General features: G+C 70.8%; 27 protein-coding genes and 1 riboswitch. Of the genes, 18 read left to right on the top strand and 9 right to left on the bottom strand.

Annotation, left to right across the window (positions count from 1 at the left end; genetic code table 11):
• Positions 1-348: 348 nt before the first annotated feature.
• The 8 genes from ACYUED_RS05505 to ACYUED_RS05470 all read left to right on the top strand — a co-directional run bounded on the left by ACYUED_RS05505 (position 349) and on the right by ACYUED_RS05470 (position 7,273).
• Positions 349-1,500 carry a PQQ-dependent sugar dehydrogenase gene (locus ACYUED_RS05505; protein WP_491291189.1) on the top strand — a complete coding sequence of 384 codons (1,152 nt, stop codon included), beginning with the start codon at positions 349-351 and terminating at the stop codon, positions 1,498-1,500.
• A gap of 41 nt (positions 1,501-1,541) precedes the next feature.
• Positions 1,542-1,682 carry a pyrroloquinoline quinone precursor peptide PqqA gene (gene pqqA, locus ACYUED_RS05500; RefSeq protein WP_266527557.1) on the top strand — a complete coding sequence of 47 codons (141 nt, stop codon included), beginning with the start codon at positions 1,542-1,544 and terminating at the stop codon, positions 1,680-1,682.
• 8 nt (positions 1,683-1,690) lie between these two features.
• Entirely contained in the window at positions 1,691-2,590 is a 900-nt protein-coding gene (pqqB, locus tag ACYUED_RS05495; protein ID WP_491291188.1) for a pyrroloquinoline quinone biosynthesis protein PqqB, read from the top strand.
• Between the two features lie 104 nt (positions 2,591-2,694).
• Positions 2,695-3,357 (top strand): pyrroloquinoline-quinone synthase PqqC, encoded by a 663-nt coding sequence (gene pqqC, locus ACYUED_RS05490; protein ID WP_491294145.1) that lies wholly within the window; start codon positions 2,695-2,697, stop codon positions 3,355-3,357.
• A complete protein-coding gene (gene pqqD / locus ACYUED_RS05485; protein WP_491291187.1) occupies positions 3,354-3,623 on the top strand; it encodes a pyrroloquinoline quinone biosynthesis peptide chaperone PqqD in 270 nt (89 codons plus the stop codon). The genes pqqC and pqqD overlap by 4 nt, the downstream gene beginning before the upstream one ends.
• Positions 3,620-4,720: a pyrroloquinoline quinone biosynthesis protein PqqE gene (gene pqqE, locus ACYUED_RS05480; protein ID WP_491291186.1), complete on the top strand. Its 1,101-nt coding sequence runs from the start codon at positions 3,620-3,622 to the stop codon at positions 4,718-4,720. The genes pqqD and pqqE overlap by 4 nt, the downstream gene beginning before the upstream one ends.
• Positions 4,721-5,040: 320 nt before the next feature.
• The gene (locus ACYUED_RS05475) at positions 5,041-5,628 is read left to right on the top strand and encodes an IS607 family transposase (protein ID WP_491284886.1); all 588 of its coding nucleotides are present in this window, start codon (positions 5,041-5,043) and stop codon (positions 5,626-5,628) included.
• Positions 5,621-7,273 carry a nuclease/transposase family protein gene (locus ACYUED_RS05470; RefSeq protein ID WP_491291185.1) on the top strand — a complete coding sequence of 551 codons (1,653 nt, stop codon included), beginning with the start codon at positions 5,621-5,623 and terminating at the stop codon, positions 7,271-7,273. The genes ACYUED_RS05475 and ACYUED_RS05470 overlap by 8 nt, the downstream gene beginning before the upstream one ends.
• Positions 7,274-7,314: 41 nt before the next feature.
• Here the strand turns inward: ACYUED_RS05470 and bioD are convergent, their stop codons facing one another.
• The 3 genes from bioD to bioB are packed head-to-tail and all read right to left on the bottom strand — an operon-like array spanning position 7,315 to position 10,497.
• Positions 7,315-8,031: a dethiobiotin synthase gene (bioD, locus tag ACYUED_RS05465; RefSeq protein WP_491294144.1), complete on the bottom strand. Its 717-nt coding sequence runs from the start codon at positions 8,029-8,031 to the stop codon at positions 7,315-7,317.
• A 2-nt stretch (positions 8,032-8,033) separates the two neighbouring features.
• Positions 8,034-9,314: an adenosylmethionine--8-amino-7-oxononanoate transaminase gene (locus tag ACYUED_RS05460; RefSeq protein ID WP_491291184.1), complete on the bottom strand. Its 1,281-nt coding sequence runs from the start codon at positions 9,312-9,314 to the stop codon at positions 8,034-8,036.
• Entirely contained in the window at positions 9,307-10,497 is a 1,191-nt protein-coding gene (bioB, locus tag ACYUED_RS05455; protein WP_491291183.1) for a biotin synthase BioB, read from the bottom strand. Before bioB ends, ACYUED_RS05460 begins: the two co-directional genes overlap by 8 nt.
• Before the next feature lie 147 nt (positions 10,498-10,644).
• On the opposite strand from bioB, the gene ACYUED_RS05450 reads away from it, so the two are divergent.
• A complete protein-coding gene (locus ACYUED_RS05450; protein ID WP_491291182.1) occupies positions 10,645-11,772 on the top strand; it encodes an 8-amino-7-oxononanoate synthase in 1,128 nt (375 codons plus the stop codon).
• Between the two features lie 61 nt (positions 11,773-11,833).
• On the opposite strand, the gene ACYUED_RS05445 is transcribed toward ACYUED_RS05450, so the two are convergent.
• On the bottom strand, positions 11,834-12,061 hold the full coding sequence (locus ACYUED_RS05445) for a DUF397 domain-containing protein (RefSeq protein ID WP_491291181.1): 228 nt from the start codon (positions 12,059-12,061) through the stop codon (positions 11,834-11,836).
• Between the two features lie 9 nt (positions 12,062-12,070).
• Complete coding sequence (locus ACYUED_RS05440) at positions 12,071-12,931, bottom strand: helix-turn-helix domain-containing protein (RefSeq protein WP_491291180.1); 861 nt, start codon at positions 12,929-12,931, stop codon at positions 12,071-12,073.
• A 213-nt stretch (positions 12,932-13,144) separates the two neighbouring features.
• Here ACYUED_RS05440 and ACYUED_RS05435 point away from each other — a divergent pair, with 213 nt between their 5' ends.
• Positions 13,145-13,603 carry an ATP-binding protein gene (locus ACYUED_RS05435; RefSeq protein ID WP_491291179.1) on the top strand — a complete coding sequence of 153 codons (459 nt, stop codon included), beginning with the start codon at positions 13,145-13,147 and terminating at the stop codon, positions 13,601-13,603.
• Positions 13,604-13,825: 222 nt separating this feature from the next.
• Here the strand turns inward: ACYUED_RS05435 and ACYUED_RS05430 are convergent, their stop codons facing one another.
• The 3 genes from ACYUED_RS05430 to ACYUED_RS05420 all read right to left on the bottom strand — a co-directional run bounded on the left by ACYUED_RS05430 (position 13,826) and on the right by ACYUED_RS05420 (position 15,811).
• The gene (locus ACYUED_RS05430) at positions 13,826-14,299 is read right to left on the bottom strand and encodes a C40 family peptidase (RefSeq protein ID WP_266527525.1); all 474 of its coding nucleotides are present in this window, start codon (positions 14,297-14,299) and stop codon (positions 13,826-13,828) included.
• Between the two features lie 3 nt (positions 14,300-14,302).
• Positions 14,303-14,444, bottom strand: a riboswitch (cyclic di-AMP (ydaO/yuaA leader).
• Between the two features lie 415 nt (positions 14,445-14,859).
• Positions 14,860-15,168: a hypothetical protein gene (locus tag ACYUED_RS05425; protein ID WP_491291178.1), complete on the bottom strand. Its 309-nt coding sequence runs from the start codon at positions 15,166-15,168 to the stop codon at positions 14,860-14,862.
• 7 nt (positions 15,169-15,175) lie between these two features.
• Entirely contained in the window at positions 15,176-15,811 is a 636-nt protein-coding gene (locus tag ACYUED_RS05420) for an ATP-dependent Clp protease proteolytic subunit (RefSeq protein WP_491291177.1), read from the bottom strand.
• A 63-nt stretch (positions 15,812-15,874) separates the two neighbouring features.
• Here ACYUED_RS05420 and ACYUED_RS05415 point away from each other — a divergent pair, with 63 nt between their 5' ends.
• Positions 15,875-16,162, top strand: a complete 288-nt coding sequence (locus tag ACYUED_RS05415) for a type II toxin-antitoxin system Phd/YefM family antitoxin (protein ID WP_491291176.1) — start codon at positions 15,875-15,877, stop codon at positions 16,160-16,162.
• Positions 16,163-16,270: 108 nt separating this feature from the next.
• Here the strand turns inward: ACYUED_RS05415 and ACYUED_RS05410 are convergent, their stop codons facing one another.
• On the bottom strand, positions 16,271-17,284 hold the full coding sequence (locus ACYUED_RS05410; protein ID WP_491291175.1) for an ABC transporter permease: 1,014 nt from the start codon (positions 17,282-17,284) through the stop codon (positions 16,271-16,273).
• A gap of 123 nt (positions 17,285-17,407) precedes the next feature.
• On the opposite strand from ACYUED_RS05410, the gene ACYUED_RS05405 reads away from it, so the two are divergent.
• The 7 genes from ACYUED_RS05405 (at position 17,408) to ACYUED_RS05375 (ending at position 22,832) form a co-directional block, all read left to right on the top strand.
• Positions 17,408-18,058: a TetR/AcrR family transcriptional regulator gene (locus ACYUED_RS05405; protein ID WP_491291174.1), complete on the top strand. Its 651-nt coding sequence runs from the start codon at positions 17,408-17,410 to the stop codon at positions 18,056-18,058.
• A gap of 88 nt (positions 18,059-18,146) precedes the next feature.
• Positions 18,147-18,449, top strand: coding sequence for an urease subunit gamma (locus ACYUED_RS05400; RefSeq protein ID WP_470812912.1), 303 nt, complete (start codon positions 18,147-18,149; stop codon positions 18,447-18,449).
• Between the two features lie 9 nt (positions 18,450-18,458).
• Entirely contained in the window at positions 18,459-18,770 is a 312-nt protein-coding gene (locus tag ACYUED_RS05395; protein ID WP_491291173.1) for an urease subunit beta, read from the top strand.
• Positions 18,763-20,484 carry an urease subunit alpha gene (locus tag ACYUED_RS05390; RefSeq protein ID WP_491291172.1) on the top strand — a complete coding sequence of 574 codons (1,722 nt, stop codon included), beginning with the start codon at positions 18,763-18,765 and terminating at the stop codon, positions 20,482-20,484. The genes ACYUED_RS05395 and ACYUED_RS05390 overlap by 8 nt, the downstream gene beginning before the upstream one ends.
• Positions 20,485-20,545: 61 nt before the next feature.
• Positions 20,546-21,220, top strand: coding sequence for an urease accessory protein UreF (locus ACYUED_RS05385; RefSeq protein WP_491291171.1), 675 nt, complete (start codon positions 20,546-20,548; stop codon positions 21,218-21,220).
• Between the two features lie 173 nt (positions 21,221-21,393).
• Positions 21,394-22,077, top strand: a complete 684-nt coding sequence (gene ureG, locus ACYUED_RS05380) for an urease accessory protein UreG (RefSeq protein ID WP_491291170.1) — start codon at positions 21,394-21,396, stop codon at positions 22,075-22,077.
• The gene (locus ACYUED_RS05375; protein WP_491294142.1) at positions 22,065-22,832 is read left to right on the top strand and encodes an urease accessory protein UreD; all 768 of its coding nucleotides are present in this window, start codon (positions 22,065-22,067) and stop codon (positions 22,830-22,832) included. Before ureG ends, ACYUED_RS05375 begins: the two co-directional genes overlap by 13 nt.
• Positions 22,833-22,875: the final 43 nt, after the last annotated feature.

The following is a 22,875-nucleotide window of genomic DNA, read 5'->3' as shown; positions in this document are numbered from 1 at the left end:
CCAGAGGAACACGGCGAGTTGGACGAACGGACGTATCGCGTTCCTTCCGTGGCCGGGACACGCGGCCCCGTGGAAGGCGCCCCCGCCCGGCCTGCTCGTCGTCAAGTCCCTTGCAATGTAGGCCACTTGCTCGAAAAAGCCGCGCGATGATGCGGCGCAGACCGGCCACCCCGCATCCATCCGCGTCCGCGCCCTCACTTCCATGGCTCATCCGAACGGCAGATCGGGCGCCCATCGTCATGATTTCAATGCAGAGCATGGAGGCATCCGGGAAATACCCTGCTTTTCGCGGCTATGTGGACATGCCGCACCACGACGGCTCACTCAAGGCACGACGAAGGGTGTCGCATGACAGATCCAGGCCGCTCGGTGCGGCGTCCCGCCCGGTTCGTGCTCGCCGCGCTCGCCGCTTCGGCCGCACTGCTCGTGGCCGGCCTGTCGCAGCCTGCGCCCGCGGTCGCGGCGGCGCCCACCTCGGCCGAGATCGCCGTCATGGACACCGCTGACGCCCCCGACGGCGGCGTACCGGCGGACGTCACCACCTTCTCCACGGGATGGCAGACGCCCTGGGACATCACGTTCATGCCGGACGGACGCTCGGCACTGGTGACCCAGCGACTCGACGCCAAGGTCTTCCGCCTCGACCGCGACGGCACCAAGAAGAGGGTCGGCGAGGTGCCGTACACCGTCCCCGAGCCCTATGACGACGGCCCCGGCGGTCTGCTGGGTGTCGCTCCGTCACCGACCTGGAACGGCAGGACGGACAAGCAGGTGTTCTTCGTGCACACCACGAGGACCGAGACCCGCATCGTCCGGATGGACTACGACGGCAAGTCGCTCAGCGACTACAAGACACTGATCACGGGTATCAAGCGGATCGGGAACCACAACGGCGGCCAGATCGTGTTCGGCCCCGACGGATACCTCTACGTCTCGACCGGCGAGGCCTATCAGCCGAAGCTCGCGCAGGACAAGAAGTCGCTCAACGGAAAAATCCTCCGGATCACCAGGACCGGCGCCGCGGCCCCCGGCAACCCGTTCGGCACCCGTGTCTACAGCTACGGTCACCGCAATCCGGAGGGCCTGGCCTTCGACAGCAACGGCCACCTGTGGGAGGCGGAGATCGGCGATCAGACGTGGGACGAGGTCAACCTCATCAAGCCGGGCGGCAACTACGGCTGGCCCACGTGTGAGGGCTACTGCGCACGCAACGGCCTGACCGACCCGAGCGTCGTCTTCGCCCCCGGGTCGGGAGGAGTGCCCGCGCAGATCGCCGTCGTGCACAACGTCCTCTACGTCTCCTGCCTCCGCGGCAAGCGGCTGTGGCGCATCCCGGTCGACGGCAACAGCGAGCGCGTCGGCAAGCCGGTCGACTTCTACGCCGGCCGGTTCGGCCGCCTCCGCGGCATCGCCAAGGTGCCCGGCTCGGACGAACTGTGGCTCGGCACCAGCGACGCCGGATACGGCAAGGACAAGATCCTCCGCGTGTCCATCAGATGACCCCCGCCCGCCAATCCCCCCACTGAAAGGACGTGCCACGCATGAACGAAGCCACACAGCAGCTCAAGCCGGTCGAGCAGATCCCGTCGAAGGAGACCGACCGGGCCACCTGGCAGACGCCCGACTACGAGGTCGTCGACACCGCGCTCGAAGTCACCGCCTACTCCCTCAGCTCCCGGTAGCCGGCGCCATGCTGCTGCTGGTACTCGGCACCGCCGCCGGCGGCGGCATCCCGCAGTGGAACTGCGCGTGCCCCGGATGTTCCGGGGTGCGCGCACATCCGCGCCGGCGCCGCCGCCACGCCTCCCTCGCCGTACGGACCGACGACGGCCGCTGGTACATCGTCAACGCGACACCCGACATCGGCGACCAGATCGAAGGCCGGCCCGAACTCCACCCGGGACCCGGCCCCCGGCAGACACCGGTCGCCGGACTGGTCCTCACCGACGCCGAACTCGACCACACCCTCGGCATCGCACGGCTCCGGGAGGCCGACAGCCTCCAGGTCATCGCCACCGCCCCGGTCCGGCAGGCGCTCCTGGAGCGACTGCGCCTCGACGACGTGCTGGCGCCGTACACCTCCGTGACCTGGCGACCGCTGCCGCGGCGCGGCGCGGCGCCGCTGGAGCGCGGTACGCCGGGCCTGCAGATCAGCGGCATCCCGGTGTCGGGCAAGCGCCCGCGGTACGCCGCCGACGCCCCGGACGACGAGGCGTGGGTCGTGGCGCTGCGCCTGTACGACCCCGCCTCCGGCACGACCGCGCTCTACGCTCCCGCCCTGGCCGCCTGGCCGGACCACTTCCAGCAGGCCGCCGCCGAGGCCGACTGCGTCATCGTGGACGGCACATTCTGGGACGACGACGAACCCCGCCGCACGGGCATCTCCGAGCGCACCGCCACCGGCATGGGCCACCTGCCCATCGAAGGACCGGACGGAACGGCCGAGCGGCTTGCCCGTCTCTCCGCCCGGTGCCTCTACACGCACCTCAACAACACCAATCCCCTCGTCGACCCGGCGGCGCCCGAGCACAAGCGGCTCGAACGGCTGGGCATCGAGGTGGCGTCCGACGGGATGGAGATCGAGCTTTGAACACGGCAGCCGTGCATCGCGCATACGGCACCGGTACCGGCCCCGCCGGTACGGCACCCGCCCCGCCCGCGGACCCCTGGAGCCCCGCGGAGTTCGAGGCACGACTGCGCGCGGTGGGGGAGGAGCGCTACCACGACTCCCACCCCTTCAACCTCCGTATGCACAGCGGCGATCTGAGCCGGGACGAACTCCGCCGCTGGATCGCCAACCGCTTCCACTACCAGCGCCACATCCCCGTCAAGGACGCCCTGATCACCGCCAAGCTGGACACCCCCGCGCTGCGCCGCATGTGGCTGCGCCGCATCCAGGACCACGACGGGCAGCAGGAGGGCGAGGGCGGCATCGAGCGGTGGCTGCGGCTGGGCGAGGCGGCCGGCCTGGACCGGGAGACGCTGCTGCGCGCCGACATCGTGCTGCCGGGCGTACGGCTCGCGGTCGACGGATACGTCAACTTCTGCCGGCTGCGTCCGGTCCTGGAAGCCGTCGCCGCGTCGCTGACCGAACTGTCGGCCCCGGACCTGATGCGCACCCGCATCGAGGCCTTCGAACGCCACTACCCGTGGATCAAACCCCATGGCCTCACCTACTTCCGCACCCGCGTCTCCCAGGGCCGGCGCGACAGCGGCGAGGCACTCGGCCTCGTGCTCGGCTGGGCCCGTACCCGGGACGACCAGGAGCGTGCCGTGGCCGCACTGCGCCACAAGTGCGACGTGCTGTGGTCGCTGCTCGACGCCGTGGACCAGGCGGGTCGCAGGGAGCACGTGTGAGGGCGGCGACGACCGACTGGCGACCCGTGCCGGCGCCCGGCGTCGTCCTGCGGCACGACCATGCCCGCGACACCGACCTGCTGCTCCTTCCCGAGCGTGTCGTCGTCCTGAAGGGCAGCGCCGGTACGGTCGTCGCCCTGTGCGACGGCGCCCGCAGCGTGCGCGACATCGTCGACGAACTGGCCGAACGCTTCCCCGGCTCCTCCGTGGCGACCGACATCCCTGACTTCCTCGGACGGCTGCACGAGGAGGGCTGGCTGCGATGACCACCGACCCCGCCCGCCCCTGGGCCCTGCTGGCCGAACTCACCCATGCCTGCCCGCTCCACTGCGGCTACTGCTCCAACCCGCTGGAACTCACGCGCCGTTCACGCGAGCTGACCACGGCACAGTGGACGGACCTGATGCGCCAGGCGGGCGGGTTGGGCGCGGTCCACACCCATCTCTCGGGCGGCGAGCCGCTGTTGCGCCGCGATCTGGAGCAGATCGTCACCGCGGCCGAGACCGCCGGGATCTACACACAGCTGGTCACCAGCGGCGTGGGCCTGGACCGGGCCCGGCTGTCCGCGCTCGTCTCCGCCGGGCTGCGCAGCGTCCAGTTGTCCGTCCAGCACGCCGACCCGCACGCCTCCGACCGGATCGCGGGACGCCGGTCCTTCGCCGAGAAGGAAGAAGCCGCCGCGCTCGTAGGGGCCGCCGGTCTCCCGCTGGGCCTCAACGTCGTCCTGCACCGCGAGAACCTCGACGCGGTCGACGCCCTCATCGAGCTGGGACTGTCCTGGGGCGTGGACCGCATCGAACTCGCCAACACGCAGTTCTACGGCTGGGGTCTGCTCAACCGCACCGCGCTCCTGCCCACCCGCGACCAGTTGGCCCGGGCACGCGACGCCGTCGACCGGTGGCGGGAGCGCCTCACGCCGGACGGCCCCGACCTGGTCTGGGTCGTCCCCGACTACTTCGACGGTGTGGCCAAGCCGTGCATGGGCGGGTGGGGCGCGGTCTCGCTCACGGTCACCCCGGACGGCACCGTCCTGCCCTGCCCGGCCGCGGCCTCGTTGCCGGGCCTCGATCCGCCGAACATCCGCGACCACCCCCTGGCCTGGATCTGGGACCACTCCCCGGCGTTCAGCCGCTACCGCGGCACGGACTGGATGGCCGAACCCTGCCGCGGCTGCTCCCGCCGCGACGAGGACTTCGGCGGCTGCCGCTGCCAGGCGTACGCGCTCACGGGCGACGCCACCCGCACCGACCCCGCCTGCCGACTGTCCCCCGACCACGGACTGGTCCGGGCACTGGCCGACGACACCGCGGACGAACGACCGGCGATCAGACGGCGGACGCCGGGCCCGCTCGGCGTCGGCTGAACCGGCCCGCCCTGCCCCGAGCGTGACCGGCCCGGCACGTCGGTACACGTGGTCATCGAGAGCTCGGCAACATCCCCGACGGCGGCGGACTCAAGGTGCCGGGCCGGCAGGCAGGCAGCAGAACCGCTCGAACGCCGGCTAGAGCTGCCTGAGCACCGCCGTCGACGACCACTCCCGCCCGGCCTGCAGAGAGATCCACGCAGACGGGAAGAAGGGGATCGCCACTGCCTTCTGGACCCGCCCCCAGGGGTTGCCAACTGCTGGCAGCGGAGGGTTGTTGAGTGTGCGTAACCATGAGGGAGTGGTGGCGTTATCAGCATATGAACCTGACGGAGTGGGCGCGGGCGCAGGGGGTGAACCCGCATACGGCGTATCGCTGGTTTCGTGAGGGCGCCTTGCCGGTGCCCGCGCGCCGGGTGGGGCCGCGCACGATCCTGGTGAACATCGAAGCGAACGCCTCACCCTCGGTGACCGGTGGTGTAGGTCTGTATGCCCGCGTTTCCTCGCACGATCGGAAGCCGGACCTGGAGCGGCAGACCGCTCGCCTGTCGGCATGGGCGGCGGAGGCGGGACAGAAGGTTGTGCGGATCGAGTCCGAGATCGCCTCGGGTGTGAACGGCTGCCGCGCGAAGGTGAAGCGGCTGCTGGCCGATCCGGCGGTGACCACGGTCGTGGTCGAGCACAAGGACCGCCTCGGGCGGATGAACGTGGAGCTGATCGAGGCCGCCCTGTCCGCGACTGGCCGCCGACTGGTCGTCCTCGATGACGGCGAAGTCGAAGACGACGAAGACGACCTGGTCCGGGACATGGTGGAGGTACTGACGTCGTTCTGCGCCCGCCTGTACGGCCGTCGGTCGGCGAAGAACCGGGCGAGGAAGGCTCTCGAAGCGGCGGCCGGCGATGAGTGAGCCGAAGAAGAAGAAGCAGCAGCTCCGCACCATCGACGCACCGTTCGTCGCGCCCGGGCCGTCCGGGGTGGCGATACGCGACCGCCTCAAGCACCTCACCGACGTGGACGACAAGGTGTTGCGGCTGGTCGGTGAACACCTCGGACGCCTCGCCTCGCTGGACCTCAAGAACCGCTGCGCCGACGGCCTGGACCACGACAGCGACACGTGGGCCGCCCGCAAGCAGGGCCTGACGGCCGACTCCTCGTCCCGGTGGGCCGGTTCGATCACGAAGGCCACTCACGATCAGTGGGCGCTGTCCCGCCGCTGTCAGCTCGCCCACATCCAAGGGCTTGAGGCCGGTGTGCGGACGCTGATGCACCGACTGGCGCAGCCGATCGGGGAGAAAAGCACCAAGCGGGCACCCGGCGGATACCGCAGTCGGGGCGAGTGGTGCCACAAGTCCCGCCGTCTGGCGACCCTGGAACACCGCCTCGATGTCGCCCGCGTGGAGCGTGAGGCCGGTGTCGTGCACGTCGTGCGCGGCGGCCGGCGCCTGCTGGGCAACCGCAACAACCTTCAGGATGCGCAGCTCAGCGAGGCCCAGTGGCGCCGGCGCTGGGAAGCCGAACGCTGGTTCCTCGCTGCTGACGGCGAGTCCGGCAAGCGGTACGGGAACGAGACGATCCGCGTCACCCCCGATGGCGAGGTCTCCATCAAGCTGCCCGCACCACTGGCCCATCTGGCCAACGGCAAGTTCGGCCGGTACGTCCTCTCCTGCAGGGTCCAGTTCCAGCACCGGGGCGCGCAGTGGCGCGACCGCGTCGAAGCCAACCGTGCTGTCGCCTACCGTATCCACCTCGATGTGGAGCGCGGGCGCTGGTACATCACCGCCTCGTGGACGAAGCCCGTGGTGAAGACGGTCCCGTTGGAGACAGCCCGCGCCCAGGGCATGGTCGGCGTCGATACGAACGCTGACCACTTCGCCGCCTATCGGCTCGACCGCAACGGCAACCCGGTCGGCGACCCGAAGCGGTTCTTCTACGACCTGTCCGGCACCGCCGACCACCGCGACGCGCAGATCCGGCACGCCATCAGCCGGCTGCTGCACTGGGCCAACCGGTGCGGCGTCAAGGCGATCGGTATCGAGAACCTGGACTTCACCGCCGAGAAGACCCGCGAGAAGCACGGCAGACGTAAGCGCTTCCGGCAGCTCATCTCCGGCATCCCCACCGGCAAGCTCAAGGCCCGGTTCGTGTCCATGGCGTCCGAACACGGCCTGTCGATCGTTGCCGTGGACCCGGCGTACACGTCGATGTGGGGCGGTCAGCACTGGAAGAAGCCCCTCACCTCGAAGAAACGAAAGCTGTCCCGTCACGATGCCGCCGGCATCGCGATCGGCAGGCGCGCCCTCGGGCACCCGATCCGGCGACGGACGGCACCGCCCCCGCAGCACCAGAGCGATGCTGTGGGGCATCGGACCGCCCAGGCCGGACCAGGCGCACGAGGGCATGAGGGAACCCGCCCACCCGTCACGGAGCGTGCACACGATGCACGCAGCCGGACGGGGACACAGCGAACGCGGGAGACCAGCGCATCCAACACCGTTCGGGATGCGCGCAGTTCCAGGAGCTGGCAGAAAATGTCACTCCTGGACACTGTTTAGGAACGGTTCTTCACGTCATGCGGGGGCGCCTCGCCCATGCCCTAAGGCGCCTCCCGCAGGCGGAAGGCCTCCGCGTCCCACATCCCGTCCAGACGCGGCGCCAACCAACTCGGCGCCGCCGCACGGAAGTCGGCGGGCGCCAGCGCTCCCGCTCCGGCGGGCAGCGCGCCGAGCAGCGGGGCGCCGGACACCTCCGGCAGGTCCGCGACGTTGCAACGCGAGGCCAGATCGGGGGAGTCGGGCCAGGCGCCGATCACGATTCCGGCCAAGTCGAGCCGACGCAAGCGCAGTTCGCGTGCCGTCAGCTCCGTCGTGTTGAGCGTGCCCAGTCCCGCCGACGCCACGACCAGCACCGGCGCCCGCAGCAGCTCCGCCGCGTCCGCCAGGGTCCCGCCGGCCGGATCGAACCGGACGAGCAGCCCGCCCGCCCCCTCCACCAGCACCAGATCGTGCTCGGTGGCCAGCTTGGCGGCGGCCTCGGCGACGTCCTGCGGATGCACCGGAGTCATCCCGGCCCTGCGTGCGGCCGTCCCCGGCGCCAACGGCTCGGGATAGCGGGCGATCTCGGTCGCCGTGACGGCACCCGCGAGCCGCGCGACCTCGGCGGCGTCCCCGGGCTCGTCCGGCCGTACGCCCGTCTGGGCGGCCTTGAGCACGGCCACCGACCGTCCGGCGGCGAGCGCTGCGGCGGCGACCGCGGCGGTCGTGACCGTCTTGCCGACCTCCGTGCCCGTGCCGGTGATCACCAGGATCGACATGCTCATCCCTCCCGCGCCGCCGCGCACACCGCGCGCGCGATCCGTGCCACGTCCGCGTCACCGGTGACGTACGGCGGCATCGTGTAGACCAGGTCGCGGAACGGCCTCAGCCACACGCCCTCGCGCACGGCCGCCTCCGTGGCGGCCTTCATGTCGACGTCATGGTCCAGCTGTACGACCCCGATGGCGCCGAGGACGCGCACGTCCCGCACGCCGGGGATCGCGTGCGCGGGCGCCAGCCCGGCCAGCAGGCCCGCCTCTATCCGCTTGACCTCCCCGAGCCAGTCCTGGCCGAGCAGCAACTCGATCGAGGCACAGGCGACGGACGCCGCAAGGGGGTTGCCCATGAAGGTCGGGCCATGGGCGAGGACCGGGACCTCGCCGCGCGAGATGCCGTCGGCCACGCGGGCCGTGCACAGCGTTGCCGCCATCGTCATGTATCCGCCGGTCAGGGCCTTGCCCACGCACATGACGTCAGGCGTCACGGCCGCGTGCCCGGCCGCGAACAGGGCGCCCGTACGGCCGAACCCGGTCGCGATCTCGTCGAACACGAGCAGCACGTCGTGCGCGTCGCACGCCTCGCGCAGCACCCGCAGATACGCGGGGGAGTGGAACCGCATCCCGCCCGCGCCCTGCACCACCGGCTCGACGATCACGGCGGCCAGTTCGTCGGCGTGCCGCTCGATCGCCGAGCGCAACTGCTCGGCGTACGACTCCTCGTACTCGACCGGGGGCGGGTCCACGAACACCTGGCGCGGCAGTACGCCGGTCCACAGCTCGTGCATCCCGCCCTCGGGGTCGCACACCGACATGGGCTGCCAGGTGTCGCCGTGGTAGCCGCCCCGCCAGGTCAGGAGGCGTTGCTTCGCACCCCGGCCCAGCGAACGCCAGTACTGCAGGCACATCTTGACGGCGACCTCGACCGACACCGAACCGGAGTCGGCGAGGAAGACATGCTCCAGGCCGTCGGGTGACATGTCGACAAGGAGCTTCGCCAGGCGTACGGCGGGCTCGTGGGTGAGTCCGCCGAACATCACATGGCTCATCCGGCCGAGCTGCTCACGCGCGGCCTCGTTCAGTACGGGGTGGTTGTAGCCGTGGATCGCCGACCACCAGGACGACATCCCGTCCACCAGCTCGCCCGAGCCGTCCGCCATCGTCAGCCGGACCCCGCTCGCCGCCGCGACGACGAGCGGTTCGACTCGGCCGGGCATGGGGCCGTACGGGTGCCAGACGTGCCGTCGGTCCAGCTCGAGCAGCTCGGAGACGGGCAGGTCAGGCATTGGGCGCGAGGTCCGTTCCGGCACCGCGGCGGCGGACGGCGACCAGGTCGGTACGGGGCTCGGCCGAGGCCGCCGTACCGCAGACGCCACCGCTCTCCTCCCCGTGGGAACCGCACCCTGCAGCTTCGTGGGAACCGCAGCCCGCGCTCTCGTGCGAGCCGCAGCCGCCCCGCGCGCTCGCCCGGTGTTCCGGCAGGGTCACCTGGTCGGTGCCCTCCACCTCGAACCCGGCGTCCGCGATCATGTCCAGGTCGGCCTTGCCGGTCTGGCCCTCGGTGGTCAGGTAGTCGCCGAGGAAGATCGAGTTGGCCAGGTTCAGAGCGAGCGGCTGCATAGTGCGCAGATGCACCTCGCGGCCGCCGGCGATGCGCACCTCGATGTCCGGGCAGACGAACCGCACCATCGCCAGAATCCTCAGGCAGCGCTGCGGGCTGAGGTTCCACTCCTTGGCCAGCGGTGTGCCCTCGACCGGGATCAGGAAGTTGACCGGAACCGAGTCGGGGTCCAGCTCGCGCAGCGAGAAGACCACGTCCACCAGGTCCTCGTCGCTCTCGCCCATACCGGCGATCAGACCGGAGCACGCAGACAGACCGGCCGCGTGCGCCTTCTGCACCGTGTCCACCCGATCGGCGTACGTGTGCGTGGTCGTGATGTCCCCGTACGTCGACTCGGACGTGTTCAGGTTGTGGTTGTAGGCGTCCGCGCCCGCCTCGCGCAGCCGCTCGGCCTGGCCGTCGGAGAGCAGACCGAGGCAGGCGCACACCTCGACGCCCTCGTTCTGTTCCTTGATCGCCTTGATGGTGCCCGCCACCCGGTCCACGTCACGGTCGGTCGGGCCACGCCCGGACGCCACCAGACAGACCCGCTTGGCGCCGCCGGCCAGGCCGGCCGCGGCCGCCTCGGAGGCCTGGTCGGGCTTGAGCCAGGTGTACTTCAGGATGCCGGTGTCGGCGCCGAGCCGCTGGGAGCAGTACGAGCAGTCCTCGGGACACAGGCCCGACTTCAGGTTGACGAGGTAGTTGAGTTTCACCCGTCGGCCGAACCAGTGCCGGCGTACCTTTCCGGCCGCGGCCACCACATCGAGCACGTCGTCGTCGGAAGTGGCGAGGACGGCAAGAGCCTCCTCGCGGGTCGGCAGCTCGCGCCGAAGCCCCTTGTCCACCAGCGTGTTCAGCAGGTCCATGAGAGCCGATCCTGTCTTACGGAAGCGCTCCCGGCCAAGGAGAGATTGAACAACAGAGGCACTTCGACGTGTGTGTATTGCCACACCATGGGGTGCGACCCGTCCGGCTAGTGTCTGTCCACTGCCTACAAAAGTCCCGGAGGAGCCATGGCGTTCGGCTGGATCGACGAACAGGCGGAGCTGCGCCGTCGCGCCGGACTCGTACGGACCCTGCGGCCGCGCCCGGCCGACTCCCCGCTGCTGGACCTCGCGAGCAACGACTACCTGGGGCTGGCCCACCATCCCGCCGTCGCCGAGGGCGCCGCGGTGGCCGCGCGGACCTGGGGCGGCGGCTCGACCGGGTCCCGGCTCGTGACGGGTACGACGGAACTCCACGTCGAGCTGGAGCGCGAGCTGGCCGAATTCTGCGGTTTCGAGGCGGCCCTGGTCTTCTCCTCGGGTTACGCGGCCAACCTCGCCGCTGTCACCGCCCTGGCCCCGCACGGCTCACTGATCGTCTCCGACGCGGGCAACCACGCCTCACTGATCGACGGCTGCCGGCTGGCCCGGGGCGCCACCCAGGTCGTGCCCCACTCCGACCCGGACGCCGTGCGCAAGGCGCTCTGGACGCACGAGGGCACGGCGGTCGTCGTCTCGGACACGGTCTTCTCGGTGGACGGGGACGCCGCACCGCTGACCGCCTTCGCCGAGGCGTGCCGGGAGCGCGGCGCGGGACTGCTGGTCGACGACGCGCACGGGCTCGGCGTCCTCGGCGACGGCGGCCGGGGCGCCCCGCACGCGGCCGGCCTCGCGGGCGCCGACGACGTCGTCGTGACGGCCACGCTGTCCAAGTCGTTCGGCAGCCAGGGCGGAGTCGTCCTCGGCCCCGCCCGGGTCATCGACCACCTCGTCAACGCGGCCCGGACGTTCATCTTCGACACGGGCCTGGCTCCGGCGGCCGCCGGAGCGGCCCTGGCGGCCCTCCGACTCCTGCGCCGCGAGCCGGAGCGGGCGGCGCGGGCGCGCACGGTGGCGGCCGAGCTGCACGCACGCCTGACCGCCGCGGGTCACGAGGCGGTACGCCCGGACGCCGCGGTCGTCTCCGTGCGCGCGCCGTCCCCGGACGAGGCCCTGCAATGGGCGGCCGACTGCCGTGCGGCAGGCCTTGCCGTGGGCTGCTTCCGTCCTCCTTCCGTGCCCGACGGCATCTCACGGCTCAGGTTGACCGCTCGCGCGGACCTCTCCGAGGCACAGATCGAACGCGCTGTAGGTGTGATCGGCGAGACGCGACCATGAGTCGGCGTGACACGGCCGTGTGCCGCACGATGCGGAACTGATCAGGCCTGATCGGAACTGATCAGGCCTTGAAGGTGGCCGTGAACTCCGTCCAGCTCCCGGGGGAGATGAGCAGGGCGGGCCCGGCCGGGTCCTTGGAGTCGCGCACGGCGAGCAGCCCGGCCCAGGGGCCGGAGTGCGGCAGTGCCGTCTCCACGCAGTTGTTCGCACCCGTGCTGTAACTGCTGCGCAGCCACCGCACGCCATGCAGATCGGTACTGGAAGGTACGTTCCGAGGCAGTGCAGACATGGTGCCTCCTTACGCGCCGTCACTTATTGCGGCGATGTGATCCAACGAGTCCTCGGGCGAAAGGGCGTGGGACTGAAGGGCGGTGAAGGCCTCGGTATAGGCCCGGAGGTCTTCTTTCCGCTCGAGGTAGAGGCTACTCGTCAAGTGGTCGAGAACAACCACGTCCAGATCAGAAGTGCTCGAAAATGAGAAGATTACGAAAGGCCCGGTGACGCCGACATGGGCACCGGCAGCGAACGGCAGTACCTGAAGCCGCACTTGAGGCAGGCGCGCCGCCTCGATGAGCTGTCGCAGCTGTCTCGCCATGACGTCGGGGCCGCCGATCTCCCGGCGCAGCACAGCCTCGTCCAGCACCGCGCTCAGCTCCAGCGGCCGGTCCGCACGCAGCACGTCCTGCCTGGCCAGGCGCACCTCGACCAGGGCGTCCAGCCGCTCGTCGTCCAGTCCGCCCACCGCCGCCCGGGTCACCTCACGTGCGTACTCGGGCGTCTGCAACAGGCCGGGTACGACGGACGTCTCCAGCGTGCTCATTGCGCTCGCCTGGGACTCCAGGCTGATGAAATCGCGGTAGGTCGGGGGCAGCACCCCGCGATAGGCGTGCCACCAGTGGTGCCGGCCGCCTCCCTCGTCGGAACCCGCCAACGCCATCAGCAACTCACGGAGTTGGGCGTCCGACACGGTGTAGGCGTCCAGGAGTAACCGCACATCGGCCGGTTTCACCCCGCTGGCACCCGTCTCGATCCGGCTCACCTTCGACTGGTGCCAGCCCACGAGCCGAGCCGCCTCGCCGCTTGTGAGCCCCGCACTCGTGCGTAACGCACGCAGTTCGGCACCCAGCTTCCGGCGGCGCACCGCGGGACCGTGCTGCATGCGTTACTCCTTACTCCTACCGGGCCACCCGAATACGGTCTCCCGTCGCAGAGTTCACCGCTTTGAGCGACAGATATATGCATATCTTGGTGGATCGCCACCCGTGACCGTTGCGGTAATGGCACTCTGGCGACGAAGCACCAGTCCGGGACCGTACTCGAACCATCCGCTCCGTGTCGGACTCCGGTCCCGTGGGAAAGGGACGACCGCGCCATGGCAGACCATCTGGAAGCATCCGTCACTCTGCCGAGCGATCCCGCCTCGGTCGCCGCGGCCCGCGGCTACGTGGTCGACACCCTGGCGGAATGGGGATTGCCGGCGGGCACGGAAACCTCCGAGACCATCCGCCTCATCGTCTCCGAACTCGCTACCAACGCGGTGCAGCACACTCTCGGGCTGTCACCCACCTTCACGGTGGACGTCGAGCTCCACCATGACGAACAGCTGCGCATCGGCGTCACCGACAGTCATCCCCGCCTCCCGAAACGGCTGCCCGCCGCCGTCCAGCAGGACAACGGCCGGGGCATGGTGATCGTCCGCTGGCTGGCGGCCGAGTGCGGTGGCAGGCTCCGGGTGCGTCCCACCCGGGAGGGCGGCAAGACGGTGTCCATCGAATTTCCGTGGACCGTCCCGGCCGAGCCGGTGCCGGCCGCGGGACAGCAGGAGCCTTAGCACCGAGGCGCACGGCGCGGCCGCGAGGGGTGAAAGGCGGGAGCGGGAGCGGGAGCGTGGCGACGGGGCGTGGTGCCCCGGCCCGGTCCAGAGCGCCGTCAGGGCGCGGTGAGGGCTCAGGGCGGCAGGACGGCGGGGTTTCCGCCCCGGCAGTGTGCCGAGCCCGTGGAAGGCCCCGCGGGGGCGACGGCCTGTCAGGTCGGCGTCGCCCCCGCGGGAGAGTCAGCTGATCCGGCCGTACCAGACGCTGTTGGTCCAGATCTTCTGCAGTTTCACGACGTCCCCGGTCTTCGGGGCGTGCCAGATCTTCCCCTTCCCTGCGTAGATGCCCACGTGGTAGACGCTGGAGCCCGAGTGGAAGAACACGAGGTCTCCGGCCTTGCGGCTCTTCGAGGAGATGTGGTGGGACTTGTTGTACTGCTGGGCAGCCGTCCGGGGGAGCTTCTTGCCCGCCTTCTTGAACGAGTACAGCGTGAGCCCTGAGCAGTCGAACCTGCGCGGCCCCGAGGCACCCCACTTGTACGGGGAACCCTTCTTGGAGGCCGCGATCTGAAGTGCCTTCGTCGCGGGCGTGGCGGCCGCGGCGTCGGAGGCGACACCCGGGACCACGATGGAGCCGCCCACGGCGGCGATAGTGAGCGCCGAGGCCGTGCCGGCCCGGGCCATCAGCGACGGGACACGATTGAGCGCAGACATGCGCAACCCTTCGTCAGCCGCCTGTGAAGGATGACCTGTCGGATTCGGGCTGGCGAAGTTGCCCGGCCGCTGACGCGGCTTCACCCCAAGGGCTGCTCGACCCGGCGTCTCCCTACGGAGACGGCCGTTCCGGCGACCCGTCTTGCCTGGGTCCTCCACTCCTGCCGATCCACTCCTGTCGACCGGTCATCCGTGCGGCGGCAGGACTCGGCGTCCGCCCGGATCGCCCCGCCGCTGTGGCGGGGTCTTGTCGTCAGACAGGGATCTTCACCTACAGAAGTCAGAAAAACCCAATGGAACCGTGACTTTGTGTTGTTACTCACCACTCACCCGTTCGGGTGGACACCCCTGCGTTCGAACGGGCGTTGAGGCCCTCGACGAGCCCCGGACCAGCGGCGGAAGGCATCATTCCGGCCTAGGGCCACGCACGTTGTGCAACTCCGACGGCCCCGAAAAGGGAGCCAAGCATCCTCCAAAAGGCGGTACGCCTTTTGGTCCGTTTGAACGCCGGTCCGGACACCTCGCGCCGCGGCGAGGTGTCCGGACCGGTCGAACCCGCGTCAACTGGGGGAGTGCGGCGGCAGGGTGACCCTGGCCGTGCGCCGCTCGCCGTCCAGCACCCTGAGGGCGCGCCCCAGGGTCGGGGCGTGCAACTCGTTCTCGCCCCGACGGTGCATCAGCGCCAGCGCGTCGCGCAGCGCCGCCGCCTGGCTCACCAGAGCCTGCGCGGCACGCAGTCCGCGATACGTGTCCCCGTCATGCGCCGGGTTGATACGGCCGAGCAGGTCGACCACGTCGAGGTAACGGTCGATCAGCTCTCCCTCGGCGCGCGTGAGGGCGGGCAGCGGAGGAAGTTCGGGCGGGAGCACCGGCCTCTCACCGACCGGCGGGCGGGACGGGGGCGGCCCGGCGGCTGGGGATGATCTGGTCCACCAGCCCGTACTCCACCGCTCCTTGGGCATCCAGGATCTTGTCCCGCTCGATGTCCGCGTTCACCTGCTGCGCGCTGCGTCCCGTGTGCCGAACGAGCATCTCCTCGAGGCGGGAGCGCATCCGCGTCAACTCCTCGGCCTGGATGGCCAGATCGCTGGCCTGCCCCTCGACGGGCTCGGCCAGCGACGGCTGATGGATCACCACGCGGGCGCCCGGCAGCACGAACCGCTTGCCCGGCGTGCCGGCGGCCAGCAGCACCGCGGCGGAGGAACCCGCCTGCCCCAGGCAGGTCGTCGCCACGTCGCAGGTGACGTACTGGATCGTGTCGTAGAGCGCCGTCATGGCGCTGAACGAGCCGCCGGGCGAGTTGATGTACAGCGCGATGTCCCGGTCGGGGTCCTTGTGCTCCAGATACATGAGCTGCGCCATCACGTCGTTCGCCGAGGTGTCGTCGACCTGCGTCCCGAGGAAGACGATCCGTTCCTCCAGCAGCTTCGAGTACGGATCCAGCGACTTGTGCCCGTAGCTCGTGCGCTCGGTGATCTCGGGCAGGACATAGCGGGCGGTCGGTCGGGTCATGGGTGCCCCTCCTTCGGCGTCTGTAAAAAATGTACAGGACGTACGTGACGTTATGATGGGGGCATGGCCTACGAGATTCCGGTGACGCAAGCCAGGGCTGAGCTCGCCGACCTGATCAACCGGGTGGTGTACGGCGGTGAGCGCGTCGTCGTGACACGGCACGGCAAGCCCCTCGTCGCCCTTGTCTCCGCCGCTGACCTCGCACGACTCGAGGAACTCCAGGAGATCCAGGAGCCGGCCGAGGACCAGGTGATCAGCTCGGTCTCCACCGTCCGCGAGGCGACGTCAGCTCCCCGCGAACAGCAGCGCTTCGGCATCGCGGCGCACCATCGGGGGCCGGGCCCCTCGTAGGAGATGGATCCCTCGTGCAAGCGGCGGATCCCTCGTCAGAGACGAAAGGACCGTGCACCCCCGTCCGCTACAGCGGGGGTGCACGGTCGGCCGGATGTGCCCGGGCGGTCAGCCGACGGGGGCGAGTTCCCGCTCGGCGGCGGGCTCGCTCGTCCTGGCGCGCGCCCTGAGCGCATGGCCGAGCAGTACGGCGCCCAGGCCCAGCGCGGCCCACCAGGTGAGCGTCAGGGCGGGGCCGGTCGCCGCCGCGCCGTCGAAGAACGACACCGAGCGGAGCAGGGTCGTGCTCGCGCCCGGCGGCAGCCACTGGCCGATCGCGCCGACCGGCTCCGGCAGCATCTGGGGGGCGGAGGCCGCGCCGGAGAAGGGGTTGCCGAACAGCATCACGACGCCCGAGGCGATCCCGAGGCCGGCCCTGCCGAGGAGGGCGGCGAGCCCGGCGACGGCGCCGCTCACGGCCAGGGTCGACAGGCCAAGCACGGCGGCCTCCGCCCACCGGTCGCCGGTGAGCACCCCGAGCCAGCTGTGCGCGATGCAGGCCGCGGCCACGCCGACCAGGCCGGCGGAAACGACCAGCGCGGCCACGGCGCGGACGCCGCGCAGCCCGAGCATGGTCACCACCACGCCCGCCGCGATCCCGGCCAGGGCGAGCGGCAGCACGCTGGAGTTCAGCGCCGCACCGCGGGGGTCGTTCGCCGGGGCGGCCACGACGTCGACCGTACGGATCTGTGTGCCGGCGGCGGAGGCCTGCTGTCCCACCGCCTGCTGCAGCAACTGCGCGACCATCGGGCTCGCGGCCGACGCGGTCAGCAGTTCGGGCCCCTGGGGCGTCACAGCAACCGCGCCGTATACGGTCCGGTCCTCGACTGCGTGCCGGGCCGCGGTCTCGTCGGCGTAGTGGTGGATCTCGAACGCGCCCTCCTTCTGCTCCAGTTGCCTCTCCAGCTGGGCCGTCGCGGCCGGGGGACCGGCCACGCCGAGCGGCAGGTCCCGGGGCGCGGTGCGGGCGGCGGGCCAGGCGAAGGCCCACAGCGCCAGTGCGGCCAGCACCGGGACGAGGACGACGACCGCGATCAGACGTCGGCGGTGCGCCTTCGTGGGCGTAGCGGAGTCGGTGGACATGGGGTTCCCTTTCCGGGATCGAGAGCGAGATTAAAGAGAAGGATTGTTCGTTTTCCTGCGTCTCCACCGTCCCGCCGTCCGTACGCCTTGTCAAGAAGGAATGTTCGTTTTAATTTGGGGACCATGGCCCGCGTATCCCAGGAACACCTCGACGCCCGCCGCCGGCAGATCCTCGACGGTGCCGCCCGCTGCTTCGCCCGCAACGGATTCCATGCCACATCCATGCAGGACGTGTTGAAGGAGGTCGATCTGTCCGCCGGGGCCGTGTACCGCTACTTCAGCGGCAAGGAGGAGCTCATCGCGGCGATCGTCGGGGAGGTGCTCGGCCAGGTCCACGAGGGCTTCGAGGAGGCGGCCCGCAGCAGCCCGCCCCCGCCCCCGGACCTCCTGGTCGCCTCGGTCCTCGGCCGCGTCCTGTCCACCAAGGAGTCGGTGACCGTGGACGGGCGGCCCGCCTTCCCTCGTCTGGTCGTCCAGGTGTGGACGGAGACACTCCGCAACGACGAGCTGGCGGCCCTTCTGCGCGAGGGCTACGGCGGTGTGCAGGAGGCCTGGGCGCGGATCGTGCAGGCGTACCAGGACGCGGGGACGATGCGGCCGGACGTGGCTCCGGAGCACGTGGCCCGCACGATGATGGCGTCAGCGATGGGCTTCCTCGCACAGCAGGCCCTCTTCGGGCCGATGCCGGCCGACGTCCTGCGGGACGGTCTGCGGGCGTTGATGAGCGTGCGGGATCACAGCTCGGTTAACGTGCTTGAAACCCGGTCCAACTAGCCTCTCGATCCACGCCACCAGGGACTTTGCCCCGGGGCTGAGGCAACCGGACCCCGCACGGTCCGGAGCGAGGACTGTGAGGTGGGACGTGCAACTGACACCGCACGAACAGGAGAGGCTGCTCATCCACGTGGCGGCCGATGTGGCCGAGAGGCGCCGGGCCCGCGGACTCAGGCTCAACCACCCCGAAGCGGTCGCGCTGATCACCTCACACATCCTCGAAGGCGCCCGTGACGGCCGTACGGTCGCCGAGCTCATGTCCTCCGGGCGCAAACTGCTCACCCGCGACGACGTCATGGACGGCATCCCGGAGATGATCCACGACGTGCAGGTCGAGGCGACCTTCCCCGACGGCACCAAGCTCGTCACCGTCCACGACCCGATCGTCTGAGGTGCCTCGATGATTCCCGGTGAGATCCTGTTCGCGGACGAGCCCGTCGTGTACAACGAGGGCCGCGAGGTCGTCCGGCTGACCGTCCTCAACGCCGCCGACCGGCCCGTCCAGGTCGGCTCCCACTACCACTTCGCCGAGGCCAACCCCGGTCTGGACTTCGACCGGGCCGCCGCGCGCGGCAGGCGGCTCAACGTCGCCGCCGGTACGGCCGTGCGCTTCGAGCCCGGCATCCCCGTAGACGTCGAACTCGTTCCGCTCGCCGGCGCCCGCGTGGTGCCCGGGCTGCGCGGCGAGACCGGAGGTGCCCTCGATGCCTGAGATCTCGCGCGCCGCGTACGCCGACCTGTTCGGCCCGACCACCGGCGACCGCATCCGGCTCGCCGACACCGATCTGCTGATCGAGATCGAGGAGGATCGTTCCGGCGGTCCCGGACTCGCCGGTGACGAGGCCGTGTTCGGCGGCGGCAAGGTCATCCGGGAATCCATGGGCCAGTCGCGTGCCACGCGCGCCGACGGCACCCCCGACACGGTGATCACGGGTGCCGTGGTCATCGACCACTGGGGGATCGTCAAGGCCGACATCGGCATCCGTGACGGCCGGATCACCGGCATCGGCAAGGCCGGCAACCCCGACACCATGGACGGCGTCCACCCGGACCTCGTCATCGGGCCCGAGACCGAGGTCATCGCGGGCAACGGGCGGATCCTGACCGCCGGCGGGGTCGACGCGCACGTCCACTTCATCTGCCCGCAGATCGCCGACGAGGCGCTGTCCGCCGGCATCACGACGCTGGTGGGCGGTGGCACGGGGCCGGCCGAGGGGTCGAAGGCGACGACGGTGACGCCCGGTCCGTGGCATCTCGCGCGGATGCTGGAGGCGATGGAGCAGTACCCGCTCAACATCGGCTTCCTCGGAAAGGGCAACACCGTCTCGCACGAGGCGATGCTGTCGCAGATCCGCGGCGGGGCGCTCGGCCTGAAACTGCACGAGGACTGGGGCTCGACGCCCGCCGTCATCGACGCCTCGCTGACCGTCGCCGACCGGACCGGCGTACAGGTCGCCATCCACACGGACACGCTGAACGAGGCCGGTTTCGTGGGCGACACGCTCGCCGCGATCGCGGGGCGCGGCATCCACGCGTACCACACCGAGGGCGCCGGCGGCGGGCACGCGCCGGACATCATGACCGTCGTCTCCGAGCCGCATGTGCTGCCCAGCTCGACCAACCCGACGCGGCCGTTCACGGTCAACACGGCCGAGGAACACCTCGACATGCTGATGGTGTGCCACCACCTCAACGCGGCGGTGCCGGAGGACCTGGCCTTCGCCGAGTCGCGGATCCGGCCGTCCACCATCGGGGCGGAGGACATACTGCACGACCTGGGTGCGATCTCCATCATCTCGTCCGACGCCCAGGCCATGGGGCGCGTGGGCGAGGTCGTCATGCGGACCTGGCAGACGGCGCATGTGATGAAGCGGCGGCGGGGTGCGCTGCCGGGCGACGGGCGTGCCGACAACCATCGGGTACGGCGCTACGTCGCCAAGTACACGATCAATCCGGCCCTCGCGCAGGGTCTTGCGCGCGAGATCGGATCGGTGGAGACCGGCAAGCTCGCCGACCTGGTGCTGTGGGAACCGGCGTTCTTCGGCGTCAAGCCGCACCTCGTCATCAAGGGCGGGCAGATCGCGTACGCGCAGATGGGCGACGCCAACGCGTCGATCCCGACACCGCAGCCGATTCTGCCGCGGCCTATGTACGGGGCGATCGGGCGGGCGCCGGCCGCGAACTCCTTCAACTTCGTGGCACCGCTCGCCATCGAGGACGGGCTGCCGGAGCGGCTCTCGCTCGGCAAGCGGTTCGTCGCGATCGAGTCGACGCGCGGCGTCACCAAGGCCGACATGCGCGAGAACGACGCGCGGCCGCGGGTGCAGGTCGATCCCGACAGCTTCGCCGTGCACATCGACGGGGAGCTGGTCGAGGCGGCGCCCGCCGTCGAACTGCCCATGGCCCAGCGCTACTTCCTGTTCTGATGACTCCTCTGAAACCTCTGACTCCTCCGACTCCTCCGACTCTTCCGGCGGAGTGGTCCTGATGTCGCGGGCAGCACTTCTCGTACTGGCCGACGGGCGCTTTCCCGCCGGAGGGCACGCGCACTCCGGCGGGGCCGAGGCGGCTGTCAAGGCCGGGCGGATCACCGGGGGAGCGAGCCTGGAGAGCTTCTGCCGGGGGCGGTTGCACACGGCGGGTCTGGTCGCGGCCTCGCTGGCCGCCGCTGCCGCCCTCGGCGCGGATCCCGTGGAGCTCGACGCGGCCGCGGATGCCCGCACGCCGTCGCCCGCGCTGCGGCTCGCCGCGCGCAAGCTCGGGCGGCAGTTGATGCGGGCCGCTCGGGCGACCTGGCCCGCGGACGAACTCGACGCCGTGGCAAGGGAGTTCCCCAAGGGGGCCCATCAGCCGGTGGTGTTGGGGCTTGCGGCTCGGGCGGCGGGGCTGGGGGCCGAGGACGCGGCCTACTGTGCGGCGTACGAGAGTGTGAGCGGGCCGGCGAGCGCGACGGTGCGGTTGCTGAGTCTTGATCCGTTCGACGCCACGCGGGTGCTCGCGCGGCTGGCGCCCGAGATGGATCGCGTCGCGGATCGGGCGGTGGAGGCGGCGGGGGACGTCGTCGACGCGGGGGTCGAGGCACTGCCTGCGGCCTCGGCGCCGTTGCTGGAGATCGCCGCCGAGCTGCATGCCGCCTGGGGCGTCCGGTTGTTCGCCTCGTAGGTTTCCGCCCCTTCCCGTCCCGACCCCGGGGCTCCGCCTCCGGACCCCCGTTTCGGCCTGAACGGCCTCGTCCTCAAACGCCGGACGGGCTGAAAGGGCCGGACCCGCGCTGAGAGTGCACCGAAGCAAGACAGACGAGAGTGCACCGAAGAAAGAACCAGAGGAGCCGCTCCATGCATCTCGACCACTCTCACACCCACGACGGCCCCGCCGCCCTCAGCGCCGACGCCCGTCGCCCCGACGGCTCGCGGCGCGCGCTGCGGATCGGGCTCGGTGGGCCCGTCGGGTCCGGCAAGACCGCCACCGTCGCCGCGCTGTGCCGGGCCCTGCGGGAAGAGCTGTCCCTCGCTGTCGTCACCAACGACATCTACACCCGCGAGGACGCCGAATTCCTGCTGCGCGAAGCCGTGCTGCCGCCCGAGCGGATCACCGCCGTGGAGACGGGAGCCTGTCCGCACACCGCGATCCGGGACGACATCTCCGCCAACCTCGAAGCGGTCGAGGACCTGGAGGACGAGGTCGGCCCGCTGGATCTGATCCTGGTCGAGTCCGGCGGGGACAACCTCACGGCGACCTTCTCCAAGGGGCTCGTCGACGCGCAGATCTTCGTGATCGACGTCGCGGGCGGTGACGACATTCCGCGGAAGGGCGGGCCGGGGGTGACCACGGCCGACCTGCTGGTCGTCAACAAGACCGACCTGGCGCCGTACGTCGGCTCCGACCTCGGGCGGATGGCGGCCGACGCCAAGGCGCAGCGAGCCGAACTACCCGTCGTCCTCCAGTCGTTGCGGACCGAGGCCGGTGTACGGGACGTGGCCGACTGGGTGCGGCAGCGGCTCGCCGCCTGGGCGGCGTGATCGTGAGCGGGGTGCGGGCCACCGCTCGGATCGTCGCCCGGGACGACGGCAGGGGCGGTACGGCCCTGCCCGCGCTGGAGGGGGACGGGCCGCTCGCGCTGCGGCGGACGCGGGGGAGTGGCGCCGAGGCACGGGTCATGCTCGTCGGGGCGATGAGCGGGCCCCTGGGCGGGGACCGGTTCGCGGTGGAGGCGAGGGTGGAGCGCGGGGCGCGGTTGCGTGTCGGGTCGGCCGCCGCCACCATCGCGCTTCCCGGACAGGCGAAGGGCGAGGCACACTACGACGTGCGGCTCGACGTCGCCGACGGGGCGGAACTGGAGTGGCTGCCCGAGCAGTTGATCTCCGCCAAGGGGAGCGATCTGTACGTCACGACGCGAGCCGAGCTCGGATCCGGCGCGCGGCTCGTGCTGCGCGAGGAACAGGTGCTCGGGCGGGTCGGCGAGGAACCCGGGCGGCTCACCAGTCGTCTTACCGTGCGGGTCGAGGGGCGGACCCTGCTCGACCAGGAACTGGCCTGCGGACCCGGAGCGCCGGGCGGCTGGGACGGTCCCGCCGTGCTGGGCGGGCATCGGGCCGTGGGGCAACTCGTCGTCGTACGGCCGGAGTTCGGGGCGGAGCCGGTGGCGGCCCGGGTGCTGGGCGAGGGGGCCGCGGTCGTGCCGCTCGCCGGACCCGCCGTGCTCGTGAGCGCCGTGGCCACCGACGCCCTGCGGCTGCGACGGGTGCTGGACGAGGCGCTCGCCGCTCTCGGATGAATCTCCGCTGAGCGGGAGGTCATCTCCGTTTATCGGATTGGTA

The organism is Streptomyces sp. DF42 (assembly GCF_058267695.1).
Note: the sequence above shows the minus strand (reverse complement) of the source record. Positions and strands in the feature narration are given on the sequence as shown.